19 protein-coding genes and 1 pseudogene are annotated in these 18,235 nt (G+C 39.3%); 5 read left to right on the top strand and 15 right to left on the bottom strand.

Going from position 1 to position 18,235, the window contains the following annotated elements; translation table 11 throughout:
- Positions 1 to 7: 7 nt before the first annotated feature.
- Positions 8 to 1,243, top strand: coding sequence for a threonine ammonia-lyase IlvA (gene ilvA, locus MK805_RS08405; RefSeq protein WP_240875132.1), 1,236 nt, complete (start codon positions 8 to 10; stop codon positions 1,241 to 1,243).
- A 116-nt stretch (positions 1,244 to 1,359) separates the two neighbouring features.
- Here the strand turns inward: ilvA and MK805_RS08400 are convergent, their stop codons facing one another.
- The 11 genes from MK805_RS08400 to ylxM form a co-directional block, all read right to left on the bottom strand.
- Entirely contained in the window at positions 1,360 to 2,517 is a 1,158-nt protein-coding gene (locus tag MK805_RS08400) for a D-alanyl-D-alanine carboxypeptidase family protein (RefSeq protein WP_240875131.1), read from the bottom strand.
- A gap of 155 nt (positions 2,518 to 2,672) precedes the next feature.
- The gene (locus MK805_RS08395; RefSeq protein ID WP_240875130.1) at positions 2,673 to 3,032 is read right to left on the bottom strand and encodes a YraN family protein; all 360 of its coding nucleotides are present in this window, start codon (positions 3,030 to 3,032) and stop codon (positions 2,673 to 2,675) included.
- On the bottom strand, positions 3,032 to 3,808 hold the full coding sequence (locus MK805_RS08390; RefSeq protein ID WP_240875129.1) for a ribonuclease HII: 777 nt from the start codon (positions 3,806 to 3,808) through the stop codon (positions 3,032 to 3,034). Before MK805_RS08390 ends, MK805_RS08395 begins: the two co-directional genes overlap by 1 nt.
- Complete coding sequence (gene ylqF, locus MK805_RS08385; RefSeq protein WP_240875128.1) at positions 3,792 to 4,670, bottom strand: ribosome biogenesis GTPase YlqF; 879 nt, start codon at positions 4,668 to 4,670, stop codon at positions 3,792 to 3,794. Before ylqF ends, MK805_RS08390 begins: the two co-directional genes overlap by 17 nt.
- Positions 4,671 to 4,695: 25 nt before the next feature.
- On the bottom strand, positions 4,696 to 5,271 hold the full coding sequence (lepB, locus tag MK805_RS08380) for a signal peptidase I (RefSeq protein ID WP_240875127.1): 576 nt from the start codon (positions 5,269 to 5,271) through the stop codon (positions 4,696 to 4,698).
- A 74-nt stretch (positions 5,272 to 5,345) separates the two neighbouring features.
- Positions 5,346 to 5,699 carry a 50S ribosomal protein L19 gene (gene rplS / locus MK805_RS08375; protein WP_240875126.1) on the bottom strand — a complete coding sequence of 118 codons (354 nt, stop codon included), beginning with the start codon at positions 5,697 to 5,699 and terminating at the stop codon, positions 5,346 to 5,348.
- Between the two features lie 86 nt (positions 5,700 to 5,785).
- Positions 5,786 to 6,523 carry a tRNA (guanosine(37)-N1)-methyltransferase TrmD gene (gene trmD, locus MK805_RS08370; protein WP_240875169.1) on the bottom strand — a complete coding sequence of 246 codons (738 nt, stop codon included), beginning with the start codon at positions 6,521 to 6,523 and terminating at the stop codon, positions 5,786 to 5,788.
- A gap of 9 nt (positions 6,524 to 6,532) precedes the next feature.
- Positions 6,533 to 7,045, bottom strand: coding sequence for a ribosome maturation factor RimM (gene rimM / locus MK805_RS08365; RefSeq protein WP_240875125.1), 513 nt, complete (start codon positions 7,043 to 7,045; stop codon positions 6,533 to 6,535).
- 14 nt (positions 7,046 to 7,059) lie between these two features.
- On the bottom strand, positions 7,060 to 7,317 hold the full coding sequence (rpsP, locus tag MK805_RS08360) for a 30S ribosomal protein S16 (RefSeq protein ID WP_240875124.1): 258 nt from the start codon (positions 7,315 to 7,317) through the stop codon (positions 7,060 to 7,062).
- A gap of 38 nt (positions 7,318 to 7,355) precedes the next feature.
- The gene (gene ffh, locus MK805_RS08355; protein ID WP_240875123.1) at positions 7,356 to 8,699 is read right to left on the bottom strand and encodes a signal recognition particle protein; all 1,344 of its coding nucleotides are present in this window, start codon (positions 8,697 to 8,699) and stop codon (positions 7,356 to 7,358) included.
- Between the two features lie 15 nt (positions 8,700 to 8,714).
- Positions 8,715 to 9,041, bottom strand: coding sequence for a YlxM family DNA-binding protein (gene ylxM, locus MK805_RS08350; protein ID WP_240875122.1), 327 nt, complete (start codon positions 9,039 to 9,041; stop codon positions 8,715 to 8,717).
- Positions 9,042 to 9,314: 273 nt separating this feature from the next.
- Between ylxM and MK805_RS08345 the strand changes: the two are divergent.
- The 3 genes and pseudogenes from MK805_RS08345 to MK805_RS08335 form a co-directional block, all read left to right on the top strand.
- Positions 9,315 to 9,563 (top strand): annotated as a pseudogene (locus tag MK805_RS08345) (GNAT family N-acetyltransferase); the annotation flags it as partial.
- A gap of 53 nt (positions 9,564 to 9,616) precedes the next feature.
- Complete coding sequence (locus MK805_RS08340; protein WP_240875121.1) at positions 9,617 to 9,916, top strand: MTH1187 family thiamine-binding protein; 300 nt, start codon at positions 9,617 to 9,619, stop codon at positions 9,914 to 9,916.
- Between the two features lie 21 nt (positions 9,917 to 9,937).
- Positions 9,938 to 10,117 (top strand): H-type small acid-soluble spore protein, encoded by a 180-nt coding sequence (locus MK805_RS08335; RefSeq protein ID WP_240875120.1) that lies wholly within the window; start codon positions 9,938 to 9,940, stop codon positions 10,115 to 10,117.
- 60 nt (positions 10,118 to 10,177) lie between these two features.
- Here the strand turns inward: MK805_RS08335 and ftsY are convergent, their stop codons facing one another.
- Both ftsY and smc read right to left on the bottom strand, forming a co-directional pair.
- Positions 10,178 to 11,152: a signal recognition particle-docking protein FtsY gene (gene ftsY / locus MK805_RS08330; protein ID WP_240875119.1), complete on the bottom strand. Its 975-nt coding sequence runs from the start codon at positions 11,150 to 11,152 to the stop codon at positions 10,178 to 10,180.
- Between the two features lie 12 nt (positions 11,153 to 11,164).
- A complete protein-coding gene (gene smc, locus MK805_RS08325; protein WP_240875118.1) occupies positions 11,165 to 14,734 on the bottom strand; it encodes a chromosome segregation protein SMC in 3,570 nt (1,189 codons plus the stop codon).
- 241 nt (positions 14,735 to 14,975) lie between these two features.
- Here smc and MK805_RS08320 point away from each other — a divergent pair, with 241 nt between their 5' ends.
- On the top strand, positions 14,976 to 15,578 hold the full coding sequence (locus MK805_RS08320) for a trimeric intracellular cation channel family protein (RefSeq protein ID WP_240875117.1): 603 nt from the start codon (positions 14,976 to 14,978) through the stop codon (positions 15,576 to 15,578).
- A 63-nt stretch (positions 15,579 to 15,641) separates the two neighbouring features.
- Here MK805_RS08320 and MK805_RS08315 read toward each other — a convergent pair whose 3' ends face one another.
- Both MK805_RS08315 and MK805_RS08310 read right to left on the bottom strand, forming a co-directional pair.
- Positions 15,642 to 16,772, bottom strand: a complete 1,131-nt coding sequence (locus tag MK805_RS08315) for a M20 family metallopeptidase (protein WP_240875116.1) — start codon at positions 16,770 to 16,772, stop codon at positions 15,642 to 15,644.
- A gap of 18 nt (positions 16,773 to 16,790) precedes the next feature.
- The gene (locus MK805_RS08310) at positions 16,791 to 18,212 is read right to left on the bottom strand and encodes a YfcC family protein (RefSeq protein WP_240875115.1); all 1,422 of its coding nucleotides are present in this window, start codon (positions 18,210 to 18,212) and stop codon (positions 16,791 to 16,793) included.
- Between the last annotated feature and the right edge of the window lie 23 nt (positions 18,213 to 18,235).

The following is an 18,235-nucleotide window of genomic DNA, read 5'->3' as shown; positions in this document are numbered from 1 at the left end:
CATACTAATGAAAATGGAAGATATCATTATCGCAAATCAGATGATAAAAGATGTGGTATTTCGCACTCCACTGCAAAGAAACGAATATTTGTCAAACTTATACGACTGTAATGTCTATTTAAAAAGAGAAGATTTACAAGTAGTGCGCTCTTTTAAAATACGCGGTGCTTTCTATATGATTCAAAGTTTATCAGAAGAAGAAAGAGACAGAGGAGTAGTTTGTGCCAGTGCTGGAAATCACGCGCAAGGGGTAGCCTATTCTTGTAGTAAACTCAATATCAAAGGTAAAATATTCATGCCAACTACCACACCCAGGCAAAAAGTAGAACAAGTAAAACGCTATGGCGGATCATATATAGAAGTTATTTTGACTGGGGATACTTTCGACGACTCCTATCTAGAAGCAAAAGAATATTGCGATCAAAATCAGATGTCTTTCGTCCATCCATTTGATGATTACCGCACTATTGCAGGACAAGGCACTATAGGCATGGAAATCATGAATGATATTGATAAAGTAGATATGTTGTTTGCAGGCGTTGGTGGTGGTGGTCTGATCTCTGGGGTTAGCTCTTATATGAAAGGTGTAAACCAAAGTTGCAAAATAATCGGCGTAGAACCACAAGGAGCCCCTTCTATGAAAAAATCATTAGAAGCTGGAAAAGTGGTAACGTTGGATAAGATCGATCCTTTTGTTGATGGGGCAGCAGTAAAACAAGTAGGTCAACTGACTTTTCAAATCGTCCAAGAATTAGTAGATGATATTACTGTAGTACCAGAGGGAAAAGTCTGTAGTACTATTCTTGAACTATACAATCAAATCGCATTAGTTGTAGAACCTGCGGGAGCTCTTTCCGTTGCTGCCCTTGATTTCTACCGCCAAGAAATCAAAGGAAAAAATGTCGTCTGCATCATTAGCGGTGGAAATAATGATATCGATCGTATGCAAGAAATGAAAGAACTATCTTTGATCTATGAAGGATTGAAACACTATTTTATCGTCTCTTTCCCTCAGAGAGCAGGAGCACTTCGTGAGTTTGTCCAGAATGTTTTAAGTGAGGACGACGATATCACTCGGTTTGAATATACCAAGAAAAATAATAAAAGCTCAGGACCAGCCCTTGTCGGGATTGAACTGAAAGATCCAAAAGATTATCCAGCACTTTTAAAACGTATGGAACAGCATGGATTTCGGTATACAGAAGTAAACAATAATCCACAGTTGTTTAATTTACTTATCTGATTCTTTAAAAAAAGACTCCTTAGGAGTCTTTTTTTGGTGCATACCTATCTGCATTTATCAGTTTGATTTCTATTGCTTCCTATTAACTTCATCTATTATAAAATGCCCAATTAATTTTAATTTTTTGTTACATTGCTACTCGTCACAAGGGAAATTGGCGGAGTACCAGCTACAGCTTTTCCTTTGTAATACACTTGAACATATCCAACTGCTGTACCTTTTTTCATCGGTGCTTTTAAGTTGGAGTAAATCACAATGTGATAAGTATAACTTCTTTCTTGACCATTGCGCAGAGGTACTGTCAAATTACGTAATGGAGCAATCGTAACAGGTCCTCGATGACCTTGTATAGTGATTGTTTTATAAGAGGAAATTGGTTTCCCAGCCTCTAAAACTTTTCGTGGAGTATAGATACTGTAAATATAATCATATAGTTTTTTGGTATCGGAAAAACGCTTTGATACAGAACTTGAACCTAGCACGACTGCTATTAAACGAAAATTGTTTCGTTGTACGGTTCCTGTATAACAATACCCGGCAGCAGATGTATAGCCCGTTTTTAAACCATCTACTCCTTTATAGCCATACGCAAGTGTCGGTAACATGAGGTTGGTATTTGTTACTTTCATTTCACGCTTGGTACCTTTGTGAAATGTATAATGGGTGATTTTGCTAAATGTATAGATTTCTGGGTGGGTTGCTACTAAAATCCTCGTTAAGTGAGCAATATCAGCGGCTGACATATAGTTATTATAGACTTTTCCAGAGGTTGATTTATAAATTAATCCATTGCTCGTATAAAAATGCGTTTTGGTCAATCCTAGTTGCTTTGCTTTTTGATTCATCAAAGCAACAAACTTTGATTCTGTACCACTTACTTTTTCTGCTAGGGCATACGCTGCGTCATTTGCAGATTGAACCATCATTCCAGTCACAAGTTCTTTTATCGTTATTTTTTCTCCTGCTATTAGGCGAATCTCTGATTCATTGACAGCTTCTGCTTTTTTACTCACTGTAACGATATCTGACCAATGTAGTCTCCCAGCAGAAATTTGATCGAGCACAATCAGAACTGTCATCAATTTTGTAAGACTTGCTAATGCTAGTTCTGTGTTTCCGTTATCTTCTGTTAAAATAGCTCCACTTGAATAGTCAATCACATAATTGGCCTTTGCTTGGATGCTTGGTTTTTTTGCTTCTGCAAATACCATTGTTCCCATAGAAAAGGACAAAATAGAGATCAATAATAGAAACAGAGAAAATTTTCTTACCATTACGCCCCTACTCCTGCCTGATTAGATTATACTTACTAATATACTTTGACAGAAATATATTATCACTTCAAAAAAGGAAAAACTAGCATATTTCCTGCTAGTATGAATCCTTTATCTATTTTTTAGAGCATTTATAAATATTAGTATTCATTTTTCTAAAAAGCACCTTCTAAGTGATTTAAATCGACAAACTCCCAATTTTTGGACAATAGTATCGATACTACATCAAAACGTATTGGTAGATGTCCCAAGCGCCTCTGACTAATAAATTGGAGAGCCAGCTTTCGGACTTGTTGTTGTTTGCGATGCTGGACAGATTGAAAACCAAGTCCATACTGGTTGGATGTTGTGGTACGAACTTCTACAATAATAAGCTGTAATCCATCATGAGCAACAATATCTAACTCCCCTAAGTTGGTAGACCAATTTCGTGCTATTAGTCCCCATCCTTTGGAAACTAGATATTGTGCAGCAATATCTTCTCCTCTTCGTCCAACTTCTTTTCTTTTATCCATTACGAAGATTCCCCAAGCACTGCACGTACAGGAGAAAAGCTACGTCGATGGATCGGGGATGGACCATATTTTTTTAACATTTCTAGGTGAGCTGGGACACCGTAGCCCATATGTTGATCAAATCCATACTGCGGGTAATGCTTATGTATATCCATCATCCATTTATCTCTTGTTGTTTTAGCAATAATGGAAGCAGCAGCGATAGAATGACTTAAACTATCTCCTTTGATGAGACTCTGCTGGGGAATAGGAACTTTCGGTAGTTTAACTGCATCGAGTAGAAGCTGATCTGGTTTTTCTGGCAATTGAGAAATTGCTATTCTCATCGCTTGGTAAGTTGCCTGAAGAATATTATATTGATCAATAAACGCGACATCTACAATGCCCACTCCGACTCCAATAGCTGTTTGTTCAATCCGTTTTCGCAAAATATCGCGATCAGTCGCAGTTACTTGTTTTGAATCATTTAATCCTGTTACATCAAAATCTTGTGGCAATATAACAGCCGCAGCGACAACAGGACCTGCCAATGGACCACGGCCAGCTTCGTCAACCCCAGCAATCAAAACTTGACCATTTTGCCAAAACTGTTTTTCATATTTCCACATTCGATTTAATCTTTCTTGTTCAGCCTTTTCTTTTTCCTGCTGCATTTGATACCGTTTGCCTAGTTGCCTCACCCCTTGCCGTGTATCGGTCAGAAGCTCAGCCAATATTTCATCTGTGACTTCATTGGTCGAAAGCCATTCACGCCAAGCCTCAATCGTTCTCTTCATGAATGTCCTCCTCATAATCACTTGGAATTTCCAAAGAGATTCGACCCAGTCTGCCAGACCGCAAATCGCCCATAACGATATCTGCTGCTTTGTCCCAATCGATTTGGCCTCCACGCATCAAGCATCCTCTTTTCTTGCCTATTTCATCTAATAACTCTACTGGAGTGTGCTCTAATATTTCTATGTTATAGCGTTCTTCTAACAGTATTGGATAACGTGAACTTAAATATTTTAAAGTATGTAATGCTACTTCTTCTGTTGGTAAAATTTCTTCTTTAATTGCACCACTCATAGCTAATCGCATACCCACATTTGGGTCCTCAAATTTGGGCCATAAAATGCCGGGTGTATCTAACAATTCTAGTTGTTTTCCCACTCGTATCCATTGTTGTGCTTTTGTTACTCCAGGTCGGTCTCCTGTTTGTGTAGCATGTCTTCCTGCCAAACGATTGATTAAGGATGACTTTCCTACATTGGGTATCCCTAAAACCATTGCTCGCATTCTTTTCGAAACGATACCTTTTTTCTTCCTCGAAATAAAAAGCGGTTCCAATACACGTTCACAGGTAGTAGCGATCTTTTGCACTCCTTTTCCTGTTTTTGCATCGATTGGTAAAACAGAAATCCCCATACTGGTGAAATAGGACACCCATTCATTGGTTATTGCCTCATCTGCCATATCCCCTTTTGTAAATAAAACAAGACGGGCTTTATGACCGGTTATTTCATCAATCATAGGATTACGACTGGCCAGTGGGAGTCTGGCATCTAATAGTTCGATCACGATATCTACTTGTTTTAATTTTTCCTCTATTTGTCTTCTTGCCTTTGCCATATGCCCAGGAAACCAATGAATCGACATGTTGAACACCTCTAGTTCATTAAGATCACAATAACTTCCACTCTGAAATTGGCCAATAGATAAACTCTGCCCTACCGATAATTTGATCGATCGGAATAGGTCCTAACTCACGGCTATCAGTACTATTTTCACGATTATCTCCCATAACAAATAGATGATTGGAAGGGATTTTTATAAGTGGGATAGTGGAGGTTTGTGTTGAATAAGTCAAATAAGGTTCTGACAATATTTTGCCGTTGATGTATACATGATTGTTTTTCACTTGAATGGTATCGCCGGGTAAACCAATTACCCGTTTGATCAAATCTCTATCTTCTTTTGAATGAAATACGATTATTTCACCACGAGCGGGGGATGTAAACCAATAGACAAGTTTATTGATGATAATCTTATCTCCAGTTCTCATGGTGTTTAACATGGAAGGGCCCTGCACATATGTTGGTTCAAGAAAAAATCCACGAATGATAACAGCGACAACTAAAGCAATCACAACCGCCTTCACCCAATCAAATGCATTAGATGAACGTTTATAGCGTTTTTGTTTTCTTCGTTCTAGACGTTCTTTTCTTTGCCGCTCAGAGCGAGACATAAATTCACTCAATCACCAGACGCCCCCTATGTAAATATGGCAAAAGGACTTGATTATCTCAAGCCCTTTTTCGCGAATCGTGCATTCTATTTATGTGTAATTCTCTCTTTGATGCGAGCAGCTTTTCCACGAAGTTTACGGAGATAGAACAGTTTCGCACGACGAACTTTACCACGTCGGATTACTTCAATTTTGTCCAAACGTGGAGAATGAAGTGGGAAAGTACGCTCTACACCTACACCGTAAGAAATCTTACGAACTGTAAAAGTTGCAGAAATTCCACCACCACGGCGTTGAATTACAACTCCTTCAAAAAGCTGAATCCGTTCACGTTGACCCTCTTTTACTTTCACATGAACACGAAGTGTGTCCCCAGCGCGAAATAGTGGGATATCTTTTTTCAATTGATCTTCTGTAAGGCTTCTGATAAGTTCTTGCATGATCGGATGACCTCCCTTCTGTCCTATTCAAAATTCCGAATCACGGAAACGGAAATATTTTATCACATGTCTTTCATGAAGACAATTTAAACTTGGTCTGCTTTTAATTGACGCAAAAATTTACGGTCTTCCTCGGTCAAAATCGAAGATTTTAACAGATCCGGCCGGCGTTTCCATGTACGAAGTAATGCTTGTTCCCTACGCCACTTATCTATCTTAGCATGATGACCGGATAATAAAATATCTGGTACCTTCATCCCTCGATAATCTGCGGGTTTGGTGTAGTGTGGATACTCTAGCAATCCCATAGAAAATGAATCATCCACATGAGAGTTGGGATTCCCCAAAACTTCTGGAAGCAAGCGACTAACACTATCCATAATAATCATGGCTGGTAATTCACCGCCTGTTAACACATAGTCTCCCATCGATATTTCATGGGTTACCAAGTGCTCACGAATTCGCTCGTCAAAACCTTCATAGTGTCCACAGAGCAGAATCAGATGAGGAAACTGTGACAGCTCCTCTGCTTTTTCTTGAGAAAAGGGTTCTCCTTGAGGTGTCATCATAATGATAGGTGGTCTTTCTGCTACGTTTTCCAGCAGATGATCAACTGCATCAAAGATAGGTTGGGCTCTTAGAACCATCCCACCTCCGCCTCCATAAGGAGTATCATCGACAGTATGATGTTTGGAGTCGGAAAACTGACGAAAATTAATAAGATTAGCCTCAACTAACCCTCTTTCCTTCGCTCTACCCATGATGCTATGAGAAAGGAATCCATGAAACATCTCCGGAAATAAGGTTAATACATCAAAGCGAATCATCGCCATTTACTCCAGTCCTTCCATCCACTTCATTGTGACCACTCGCTCTTTAACATCCACCTCTTTGATAACATCCTCGATATACGGAAGAAGTAAATCTCCTTTTCCTTCTCTGGATACTACCCACACGTCATTCGCTGGAAGGGTCAATATTTCCTTTACTCTCCCAATTTGTTCTCCCTCAGTGGTAACCACTTGACAGCCAATTATTTGATGAAAGAAAAAACCATCTTCCTCATCTGACACTACTTCTTCTTCTGGAACAAACAAACCTGCTCCTTTAAAAGGCTCAGCCTGATTGATATTTGTCCATTCTTGAAAACGAATCAGAAGGGCAGATTTATGCTTACGAACCCCTGCAATCGTTAATGCCTGCTTATTAGCAAGCTTTGGATGCTGAAGCCAAACTTGTTTACCAACTGCAAACCGTTGCTCAGGGAAGTCCGTATTCAGCCTAATTTTTACTTCACCGCGAATCCCGTGTGTATTGACAAATTGACCTACACGAAGAAATTCCATTTTTACGTCCAACCTTATTTTTGTAGTTTTTCTAGGATACCTTCTTTACGAAGCAAAGCTTTTACTGTATCAGAAGGTTGTGCACCTGTTTGAAGCCATTTCAAAGCTTTTTCTTCGTTGATGTTCACTGTTTCTGGTTCAGTCAAAGGATTGAAATAACCAATCTCTTCGATAAAGCGACCATCACGAGGAGCACGAGCATCCGCTACAACTACACGATAGAAAGGAGCTTTTTTTGCACCCATCCGTTTTAGACGAATTTTCACTGCCATTTTTCTTTCACCTCCACTCTAGAATACACAGGGGACTTCTATCCCATAAAAGGAAATTTAAATCCTTTTCGCTTCTTTGTATTTTTCATCATCGAAGCCATCTGTTTCATACTTTTCTTCATTTCTTGGAACTGCTTGAGCAATTGGTTTACTTCTTGAACAGAAGTACCACTACCCATTGCGATTCTTCTTCTGCGACTTGCGTTTAATATTTCGGGGTGATCCTTTTCATAGACCGTCATAGAGCGAATAATCGCCTCGATCCGATCCATTTTTTTCTCATCTACTGTGACATTTTTCAAGGCCTTAGCGTTCGCTCCTGGGATCATCGCCAGCATATCTTCCAATGGCCCCATTTTGCGTACTTGCTGAAGTTGATACAAGAAATCATTTAACGTCAACTTCTGGCTGCGCATTTTCTTTTCCAGCTCTTTGGCTTTTTCCATGTCAACAGCTTCTTGTGCCTTCTCAATCAAGGAAAGCACATCACCCATCCCGAGTATACGGGAAGCCATGCGATCTGGATGGAAAGGCTCCAAAGCATCCGCTTTCTCGCCCATCCCCACAAACTTGATGGGACAGTTGGTTACAGCTTTTACTGATAATGCAGCCCCACCTCGTGTATCACCATCTAACTTGGTGAGGATGACACCAGTCAATTCCATCTCACGGTGAAAACTCTCCGCCACATTGACTGCATCTTGACCAGTCATCGCATCAATTACAAGCAATACCTCATCAGGATTTGCTATTTGCCGAACATTTCTCAGCTCATCCATCATCTGTTCGTCTACATGCAGTCGACCAGCTGTATCAATAATAACGGTATCGAACTGTTCGCTTTTTGCTTTTTCAATCCCTTTTTTAGCGATATTCACTGGACTTTCTTTATCGCCGAGGGAAAAAACAGGAACACCTAGCTGTTCACCTAATACTTCTAACTGCCGAATTGCAGCAGGGCGGTAAATATCTGCTGCTACCAACAGTGGTTTTTTGTTTTGTTTCGCTAGCAGCCTTGCTAGCTTGCCAGATGAGGTGGTTTTCCCTGCTCCTTGCAATCCCACCATCATAATAACAGTTGGAGGACTACTCGCAACAGTAAGTTTACTCTCTTGTCCACCCATCAGAGCTGTTAACTCTTCATTCACTACTTTTACCACTTGTTGACCTGGGGTGAGGCTTTTCAATACTTCTTGGCCGATCGCACGTTCTTTCACTCGATCAATAAACGTTTTTACAACTTTAAAGTTTACATCTGCTTCAAGAAGTGCAAGACGAATCTCCCGTGTGGCCTCTTTTACATCGGCTTCGCTCACTTTTCCTTTTCCGCGAAGCTTTTGCATGACGCTCTGCAAACGGCTTGATAATCCTTCAAAAGCCATCTTCTCACCTCTTCGCTAGTCTATCATCTGCTGAATCAGAGGAGAAATCTCCGCTTGAAGGGTTGGATCAGCAGATAATTTGGAGAGAATCTTCTTTGCTAACTGATCTCGCTGGCGGTACTTTTGAACCATTCCCAGCTTGTTCTCAAACTCTATCAAATGTTGTTCGGCACGTTTAATACCTTCAAACACAGCTTGTCTCGATGTTCCTTGGTGATTGGCTATCTCCGAAAGAGACCAATCATCTAAATAATAACACTCTAAAATAAGTTGTTGTTTTTTGGTCAATAGCGCTCCATAAAAATCATACAACAAGTTTATTTCAGTTGTTTGCTCTAGCACCAAGATCACCTCTTGTTTGTGTCAAGGTGATTTCCTTTACAGTTGAAAATAGTAACAGAAAACAGATGTAGAGTCAAGAAAATTCCTTGTATCCGAAAATACTACCAAAATAACATTCTCACAAAGAAAATGCCCCAATGCTTTATTCCATAGGGGCGTCTTTAATTCATTATTTTCAACTAATCTCATTCATTTGTTCTCTCTTCTATATGAAGTTCTCTTGAAACCTTTGTATGATTATCCTGCAATTAAAAATTTATTTTCGTTTTACTACTGCTCCTCCAATATTGTTTCGAGGTCTTACATTTTATTCGAGTTCAATTCAAAACAGATGAAAGAAATATACCTTCGCAGAAAGCAATTGAACGTCTTGGAGCAACAAAAGAAGGATTACTTCGCAATGAGAGAATCTTAGAAAATGGCTATATCCGAAATGCATTTGTTTATTCCATCATCAAAGAAGATTGGAAACAAGTGAAACAGAACCTACTAGAAAAAAGAAAAAAATTTGATCCTAATTGAATAATGAATAAAACTTCCAAAAGAGAAAATTATATCTATAAGGAGGTTTGTAAATGGCATTAATGGAGATAAGTCTCATCCCGGTTGGAACACAGAGCCCTAGTTTTAGTTCATCTGTTGTCAATGCAGTGAGACTCATTGAAGAAAAAGGATTAAAGTATCAAATTACCCCTACAGCCACCATCATTGAAGGTGATATAAATCAACTGATGGATACAGCAAAAGCAATTCATCAGAATGCTATTACTAATGGTGCACACCGTATTGTTACCAATATATCCATCGATGAGAGAATGGATAAACCAATTAGTATGGAACAACAAGTAGAAATTATTGAGCAATCGCTACAATAATTTTCAAAAAGAGGGATAGAGATGGATGTTAAACGCGCAGAGGAAATTTTACATTCCCCAGACAATATAACCGTTACATTCCAAGGTAATCCTGTCTGGATTCAATCTGTTAACGATGTTACTCAAATTGCTAATGTGTATACAGTAGGGAACAAAGAAGATGAGAAGATGGTCCCTGTCAGTGAATTACAGGAAAAATAGTGATAAAAAAACGTCATAAAAGGCGTCCTTAATAAAAGGAACGCCTTTTTCCTATTGTAGCTATGAGATTTCTGCCTCTTGAAACAACGCATGCAAAAATTGTTCTCGATCAAACGGTTGCAGATCATCCGCTTTCTCTCCCAAACCAATCCATTTCACTGGCAAGTCTAGTTCGTGACGGATTGCGATAACAATGCCACCTTTAGCAGTTCCATCTAGCTTTGTAAGAACAATTCCTGATACATTTACTGCTTCACCAAACGTTTTTGCTTGTTGCATCGCATTTTGACCAGTAGTCGCATCTAATACGAGTAACACTTCATGTGGAGCATCAGGAACTTCACGCTGAACCACACGAAATACCTTTTTTAACTCTTCCATCAAGTTGACTTTATTTTGCAATCGACCAGCAGTATCACAAAGCAAAACATCTGCTTTTCGAGCTTTAGCAGCCTGGATTGCGTCATAGATAACTGCAGCAGGATCAGAACCAGCTTGTTGTTTAATTACATCTACACCAGCACGTGTTCCCCATGTCTCTAACTGTTCAATGGCTCCAGCTCGAAACGTATCTCCTGCTGCTAAGATAACTTTCTTTCCCTCTTTTTTGAGGGTATGAGCGAGTTTTCCAATGGTAGTCGTTTTCCCAACTCCATTGACTCCTACAAACAAGATGATACTCATCCCATCTTGATTTAGTCTCAGAGCAGGACCATCTCCATCTTCTAAAAGCTCAGCGATCAATTCCGTCATAATGGGTTGTAATTCATTTGGATCTTTGATTTTTCTCGCTTTTACTTCTGCTCGGAGCCGTTCCACTAAATGCATCGTAGTAGGCACTCCTACATCTGCGCCAATCAATACTTCTTCTAATTCTTCATATAAATCTTCATCAATCTTACTACGAGCCGAAAAAATACTGCCCATCGCACCAACGAGATTAGAACTCGTTTTACTCAATCCAGAAACAAATTTTTGAGTCACTGATTCTGTTCGTTTGGAAACACTTTCTTTTAACTTTGAAAAAAAACTCAACGGTTATCCTCCTCATGCTTTTGCCGCGGCAACTTCTTCTCTGCTCTCATCATACTCTTCTAATTTGACAGATACTAGAGTAGATACACCAGATTCTTGCATGGTAATTCCATACAACACATCCGCGCCTTCCATCGTATGTTTGCGGTGTGTGATAATGATAAACTGCGTCTGATTAGCAAATTTTTGTAAGTAATGCGTAAACCGCGTCAAGTTCGCCTCATCCAAAGCTGCATCTACCTCGTCTAAAAAACAAAAAGGTACAGGTTTGATTCTCAGAACAGCAAAGAGTAGAGCTAAGGCCGCTAAAGATCGTTCCCCACCAGACAATAGCGACAATTGTTGCAGCTTCTTTCCTGGGGGCTGTGCGACAATCTCAATTCCAGTATCCAGTAAATTATTAGGATCGGTGAGTTGCAAATCAGCACGACCTCCCCCAAACATCTTTACAAATACATCTTGAAATTCTTCACGGATGAGCACAAAATTATCAGAAAATCGTTTCCCCATCTCAGAAACCATTTGTGCGATCATCTGATAAAGCTGTTGTTTGGCTTGAAGTAGATCATCTTCTTGTGTCGTCAAAAAGGTAAGACGCTCCGTTAATCGCTGGTACTCTTCAATCGCTCCAATGTTCACATCGCCTAATTGTTCTAATTTTTGCTTTAAAGATCTGACTTTTCTTTCTGCTTGTGCTGGATTCTCAGGTACACCATACTTTTCTTTCGCACCTTCAAAGCTTGTTTCATACTCCTCTGCTAATTTTTGCAGAAGATGGTTAAGCTCGACATCAAGACGGTTCACTCGTACTTCTTGCTGATGAAGTTTTTCTTCATAAGAACGAAGCAACTTGCTATTCTCATAAACAATGTGCTCTAACTCTTGATGTTTTTGACTACAAGCATCACGCTCATCGCGGAGTTCGGAAATCTCTAATTGAAGGGATTTTTTTGCCTCTTGATGTTGATAGAGGGAAGCGAGTAATCTTTGCCATGCTTCTTCGCTTAAGTCTTCCATCTCCAAAAGCTTTTGTTGTTCTTTTTCTGTATTTTGCTGCAAGGTAAGATTTTTTTGTTGTGCCTCTTCAATCCGGTTTAAATCTTCTTCTAAACCGCTTATCATTTGTTGAAGTTTTGCTTCCTCAATTCGGTACTCCGTTAATTGGGTGTTTCTTTCTCTCTCTTCATCTGCTTGTTGTTTTCTTATAAACTCCTCTTGTTCTAATAAGACTTCTAATTCTTTTAATCTTTCCATCCTATTATGTTGAATGTCTTCCATTTCACGTAATCGTTGCTGCAATTGAGCACGTTTTTTATTTGATTCCTCTTCCCTAATAACAATTAGATTCAAGCGATGTGCATTGTTTTTAAATTGTAATTGGTTTTCTTGCTTTTTAGCATCTAAATCCTTCTGCTGAGCAAACAAATCGTTTAGATTCGTTTGGATAATTTTCCATTCATTCTCCAGAGATGCTAATCTCTCCGTCTGCATCTTCTCATCCGCTTGAAGTTTCTCTTGTTTATCAAGCCATTGTTGGACTTGTTGATTCAATTCTTCCAGTTGGCGACTGCGTGCAAGCAGATTAGGAGTCTTGTTCTGTCTACTTCCCCCAGTCATCGATCCCCCGGGGTTGACAACGTCCCCTTCCAAGGTAACGACTCGATAACGATGAGATAAAACTTGGGCAACTTTATTTGCCGTTGCTAAGTTATCTGTTACCAAAACATTCCCCAGTAACTGAGAGCATAACGGACGATAAGCAACGGCTGTCGAAACTAAATCATCTGCAACTCCTAAGAAACCACTGATGTGTGCAAGTTTTGCTAAATCATGTTCAGGAATACTTCTTCCTTTTATCACATTGATCGGCAAAAAGGTTGCTCGTCCTAGTCGTTTCTCTTTTAAGAAGGAAATTGCGCTGCGAGCAGCTGCTTCATCCTCTACAACTACATGCTGCAAAGCTCCACCAAGTGCTGTTTCCATCGCTACTTCTACTTTTTTAGGCACTTGGATCAACTCTGCCACGGCTCCAATAATACCAGTTAGTGAACGATTCTCCAAAACAGCTTTTACTCCTTGGAAAAAACCAGCATGATTTTGTTCCATGGATTGCAATACATCGCGCTCCGATTGGATTCGAACCAATTGCTTTTCCAATTGTAGTAATTGATTGTGCAGATTTTTCTGTTCTGACAAACATTCTATTTTTTCCGTTTCAAAAATGTTAGCTTTTGTTGTTTTTAACTCCAGTTCTGCTTCTACGGCATCGATTTGCTGCTCGATTTCATTACTGATCTGCTCTAATTTTTTCTTTTCTTCATTCAAAATCTGCTTTTCTTGCTGGTAAGTCGCAAATTCTTGCTCTATCTCTTCACACTGATTTAGAATATATTTCTTTTCGCTATCATCCCGAACTTGTTCATTCTTTATCTTTTCCCATTCGATCTGCGTCGAAGATACTTCTGATTCGATTTCTTGATTTGCTGTAAATTTTATCGCTTTCATTTGGTCTTGAAGAGTAGATAATTCTAGTTTTTTTGCTTGATGTTGTTGTTGTTTTGCTAACCGTTCTTTCTCACTTGTTGTATATTCCGCAACATAAGCTTTCAATTGTTCCTGTAATTTTTCTTCCATTTCTGCTCGATTTTTTGTTCGCTCTTGCCAAACCTGTTTTTCGGCGTCCGCTTTTTCCACTTTTTCACTCGTGTCTAGTAATTCTGACTGAAGAATTTCCCATTTCTTTTCTAATTCCACCAATTGGAATTTGACTTGTGCTAATTCTGCTTCTTCTTTACTTTGTTTAGAAGCACCAGATATATGTTGTTCTTTCAGCTGCTTTACCAGCTGAGAAGTTTTGGTCCACTCTTCATGTAGAGTCTCAATCTTATGTACATAAAAAGATATTTCTACCTCTGTTAATTCTTGTTGCCATGCTTTAAACTGCTGAGCATGTTCTGCTTGTTTTTGCAGTGGTTCCAGTTGATTGCGAAGTTCATGAATTAAATCGCGAATACGAACTAGATTTTGCTCTGCATCTGCAAGTTTTTTTTCTGCTTCTTTTTTACGAGATTTATATTTAACAATGCCAGCAGCCTCTTCAAAGATAGCTCGTCTATCTTCTGATTTGTTGCTGATCATCTCTTCTATTCGACCTTGTCCAATCATCGAATATGCTTCTTTCCCAATTCCCGTATCCATAAACAATTCTTGAATATCTTTTAACCTACAAGCTTGCCGATTGAGGAGGTACTCACTATCTCCAGATCGATAAACTCGACGAGTTACGGTAACTTCTGCATAATCCAAAGGCAGAATTCGTTTGGTGTTGTCCAAGGTGATAGAAACTTCACAAAAACCAACCGGTTTACGTGAATCACTCCCGACAAAGATTACATCTTCCATTTTCGTACCACGCAGAGACTTAGCACTTTGTTCTCCTAATACCCAGCGTATCGCATCCGTGACATTGCTCTTGCCGCTTCCATTCGGACCGACCACTGCTGTAATTCCAGGTACAAACTCCAATTCAGTGCGACTTGCAAAAGATTTAAATCCAGACATTTCTAAGCGTTTAAGATGCATCGAAAAGATACCTCCTTTCTTAATCGCTAACTTGCCTATTGTAGCATATATTTAACAAAAAATTGACTTGCTCACCTCTATCTTTTTGAAAATACGAAAAATGAATCAATCTATAGCAGGATTGGACATTACTGATTTCCAGAACTAATTTAAAACTAAAAATGATTATTATTGTACAAAATAGGAATATATTAAGCTTTATACCTAGAAATAAGTATTTCTCAACTAAACGAGGTAGCATATGATTTGGGATATTTTTAATTACATTGGCATTGCTGCTTTTGCTGTGAGTGGAGCAATGATGGCAATCGAAGAACAATATGATATATTTGGCGTCTATGTTTTGGGATTTATCACTACTTTTGGAGGAGGAGTCATTCGTAATTTGTTAATCGGATTACCTGCCTCTATGCTTTGGAAACAAAATATAGCTATCTATACTGCACTCATTGCGATTACGTTCACTATTTTCACTCCAACTCTTTGGTTTCATAAGTGGAAAAGATGGCTTATCTTTTTTGATGCTATAGGTTTGTCCGCATTTTCCATTCAAGGTGCTTTATTTGCAGTAAATCAACATTTGCCAATCCATGCCATTATGGTTGCATCTATTTTAACAGGTATTGGTGGTGGGCTTATTCGTGATCTCTTAGCTGGTAAAAAACCTATCCTGCTCAGAGAAGATGTCTATGCTGTTTGGTCTATGTTGAGTGGACTTATTATAGGAATGCACAAAAATATAACAAATATCGAACTATTTTTCGTGTTTATTTTGGTTGTCACAATGCGGTTGATCTCCGTCCAATATCAACTAAAGTTACCATTGAAGCTAATAAAACACTAAAAAACCACTGTGCCCGAACACAGTGATTCATCTGTTCAAAACGTTTCCTGAAAGTTGTTAAACTCACTCTGAAAGCCGGCTCACCAGATGAGACATCAAAGCACTTCTAACTGGAAGTTGATCAATCAATATATGTTCATTTTGTGCATGAGCACCGTCGCCCATTGCTCCTAGACCATCGAGAGTGGGAATTCCGAGCGCGGCGGTGAAATTACCATCACTACCACCACCGACTGCTGTCTCTGTTAAAGTAATGCCAATTTGTTTCCCACAATCATAAGCCATTTCGAAAAGCTCTTTGGTCGAACGAGTTTTTACCATTGGCGGACGATTAATCCCCCCTGTTACTTTTACAGAAGCTTTGGGCAAAAAGGCTTTTGCTTTTAAGATCTTACTGGCAATCTGCTCTCCTGCGAGTGGATCAGAAAATCGAAGGTCAACTTGTAATTCTGCTTTGTCTGCTACCACATTTGGTCGTGTTCCACCTCTTGCAACACCTACATTAATTGTAGTACCAGCAGTATAATCCGTGAATGAATTCAACCATAAAATTTGATGTGCCATCTCTTCTACTGCACTAACACCATCCTCATGATGATTACCTGCATGAGCAGCAAGTCCAGCAATCGTGAAAATAAAATCTCCTACACCTTTTCTTTCTGTTTTTAATGCTCCCGTTCCTCGAACAGCAAATTCTGTAACTAATACCACACTACTTTTTTTCGCTTCTTGTTCGATCAATTTTCGAGATGATAAACTGCCTGTTTCTTCGTCACTTGTACATAGAAATACTATTTTTTTATTAAATGAAACCCCTAACTCTTTACAAGCTTTTAATGCCCATATTGCTTGTATAATTCCAGCTTTCATATCATATATTCCAGGGCCAAAGGCACGATTTCCTTCAACTCGAAAATGAAGCTGCCCCTGATCCCAAACGGTATCGAAATGAGAGAGAATCAAGATTTGTTCCGATCCATCACCATAAGTGAAACGAAGGTGATCACCGGTATGCTCCCTACGAAATATATCAGCAGTTAGTCCAAGATGTTTAGCAAATATAGCTTGCAAAACCTTCCCACATTTATCTGTCAGTTCTTTATTATCAGAAGGGGATTCTGCTTTTACTAACTCTTCTAAATCGGCTAGCATCTCCGACTGGTGAGACTGTAGATATTGTAAAATTGCACTCATGTTTCCTCATTCCTCTCCTTATGCTGGTCCCCAACCGATCAACACGCCAATTACGATAAAAATGATCGATAGAGCAATCCAAATACCAACTAATGGCAGCATAAATCTCACCCATTTACCATAAGCAATCCCACTTGCAGCAAGCACACCCATCAACACACCTGAAGTCGGGTTAATACAGTTGACTACCCCTTCACCTAAAATTACTGCCTCTACTGCAACTTGACGGGTAATATGCATCAAATCTGCTAATGGAACAAGGATCGGAACGATCATAGCAGATTCACCAGAACCAGAAGAGATCAAAAAGTGAATCCCGGCACTTCCTAAAAACATTCCTACAGCTCCAAAGACAGGTGGTAGCGATTGCAATAGATGTGCTAGTACATTGACAATGGTATCGATCAGCTTGCCGTCACCTAAAATAATCACTACAGCTCGTGCCATACCCACAATCAGTGCACCAGCAACAAGACGTTGGCATCCCTTGAGAAAGGTTTTGGAGATATCATTTGCTTTCATCCCAGCAATAAGGCCTGAACCTACTGCCATAAAGACAAACATTGCAGTCATCGCATCCACATCTAATTTATAGATAATAGTGCAAATAACAAAAACCAGAAGTGTCAGTCCTGCAAACGTAAGCATCCACTTTTGACGCGTAGTAAAGGCCTGGTTCTCATCCCATTCTTCTGCATCCCCAATTGCTAAAGGGAACTTATCATTACCCAACAAACTATTATCTGGGTTCTTGCGAAGTTTAAGCATGTAGATATAGATATAGGCAAGTGTCGCGATTACAAACGCTGTATAAATAACAGCTCGATACCCAATTCCAGAAAGAATAGGCAGTTCTGCAATTTTCTGTGATAACCCCAAAGTAGAAGGTGTGATCATAGAAGCGTTAAAACCTGCGTATGCTCCAAGATAAATCAGGGATACCCCAAATATGGCATCTAATTTCATCGCCCTGGCAATGATAATTCCTAATGGAACAAAGGCAATGATAGAATTGACCACCACTCCAGTGGTTCCAAGTACGGAGAACAAAACTCCAATGACAATGATTAATAAAATTTCTTTCTTTTGAAAACGCTTAACCGTTTTGGCAATAGCAGCATTAATCGCTCCTGTTTTCTCCAAAACTTTCAATGCTCCACCAGTAAACAAAATCAGAAAGATAAGCGGAGCTGCTTTTACCATTCCTGTTTGAATAGCCATAAAAAAGTCCATAAATCCCGTTGGATTCGACGCAACAGCATGATAACTTCCTGGTACGGTAACAGTCAGATCTCCTTGCGGCACATGTTTAAACTCACCTGCTGGTAAAATATACGTTGCAATAGCACAAATGATTAAAATACAAAAAAGAAGAACATAAGCATCAGGCTTTAAAAGACGTTTGAAAAAATTCGGTTTTTGGTTCATCGTTTTTTCCATACTATTGCCTCCTTAGATCTTCT

Source organism: Shimazuella soli, assembly GCF_022511585.1.
GTDB classification, from domain to species: domain Bacteria; phylum Bacillota; class Bacilli; order Thermoactinomycetales; family Thermoactinomycetaceae; genus Shimazuella; species Shimazuella soli.
The sequence above is the reverse complement of the archived record's forward strand: the minus strand, read 5'-3'. Positions and strand labels throughout refer to the sequence as shown.

Coding starts and splice junctions, on each gene's coding strand:
- ilvA (WP_240875132.1), top strand. CDS start 8: ATGAAAATGGAAGATATCATTATCGCAAATCAGATGATAAAAGATGTG.
- MK805_RS08400 (WP_240875131.1), bottom strand. CDS start 2,517: ATGGTAAGAAAATTTTCTCTGTTTCTATTATTGATCTCTATTTTGTCC.
- MK805_RS08395 (WP_240875130.1), bottom strand. CDS start 3,032: ATGGATAAAAGAAAAGAAGTTGGACGAAGAGGAGAAGATATTGCTGCA.
- MK805_RS08390 (WP_240875129.1), bottom strand. CDS start 3,808: ATGAAGAGAACGATTGAGGCTTGGCGTGAATGGCTTTCGACCAATGAA.
- ylqF (WP_240875128.1), bottom strand. CDS start 4,670: ATGTCGATTCATTGGTTTCCTGGGCATATGGCAAAGGCAAGAAGACAA.
- rplS (WP_240875126.1), bottom strand. CDS start 5,699: ATGCAAGAACTTATCAGAAGCCTTACAGAAGATCAATTGAAAAAAGAT.
- rimM (WP_240875125.1), bottom strand. CDS start 7,045: ATGGAATTTCTTCGTGTAGGTCAATTTGTCAATACACACGGGATTCGC.
- rpsP (WP_240875124.1), bottom strand. CDS start 7,317: ATGGCAGTGAAAATTCGTCTAAAACGGATGGGTGCAAAAAAAGCTCCT.
- ffh (WP_240875123.1), bottom strand. CDS start 8,699: ATGGCTTTTGAAGGATTATCAAGCCGTTTGCAGAGCGTCATGCAAAAG.
- MK805_RS08340 (WP_240875121.1), top strand. CDS start 9,617: ATGGCATTAATGGAGATAAGTCTCATCCCGGTTGGAACACAGAGCCCT.
- MK805_RS08335 (WP_240875120.1), top strand. CDS start 9,938: ATGGATGTTAAACGCGCAGAGGAAATTTTACATTCCCCAGACAATATA.
- smc (WP_240875118.1), bottom strand. CDS start 14,734: ATGCATCTTAAACGCTTAGAAATGTCTGGATTTAAATCTTTTGCAAGT.
- MK805_RS08320 (WP_240875117.1), top strand. CDS start 14,976: ATGATTTGGGATATTTTTAATTACATTGGCATTGCTGCTTTTGCTGTG.
- MK805_RS08315 (WP_240875116.1), bottom strand. CDS start 16,772: ATGAGTGCAATTTTACAATATCTACAGTCTCACCAGTCGGAGATGCTA.
- MK805_RS08310 (WP_240875115.1), bottom strand. CDS start 18,212: ATGGAAAAAACGATGAACCAAAAACCGAATTTTTTCAAACGTCTTTTA.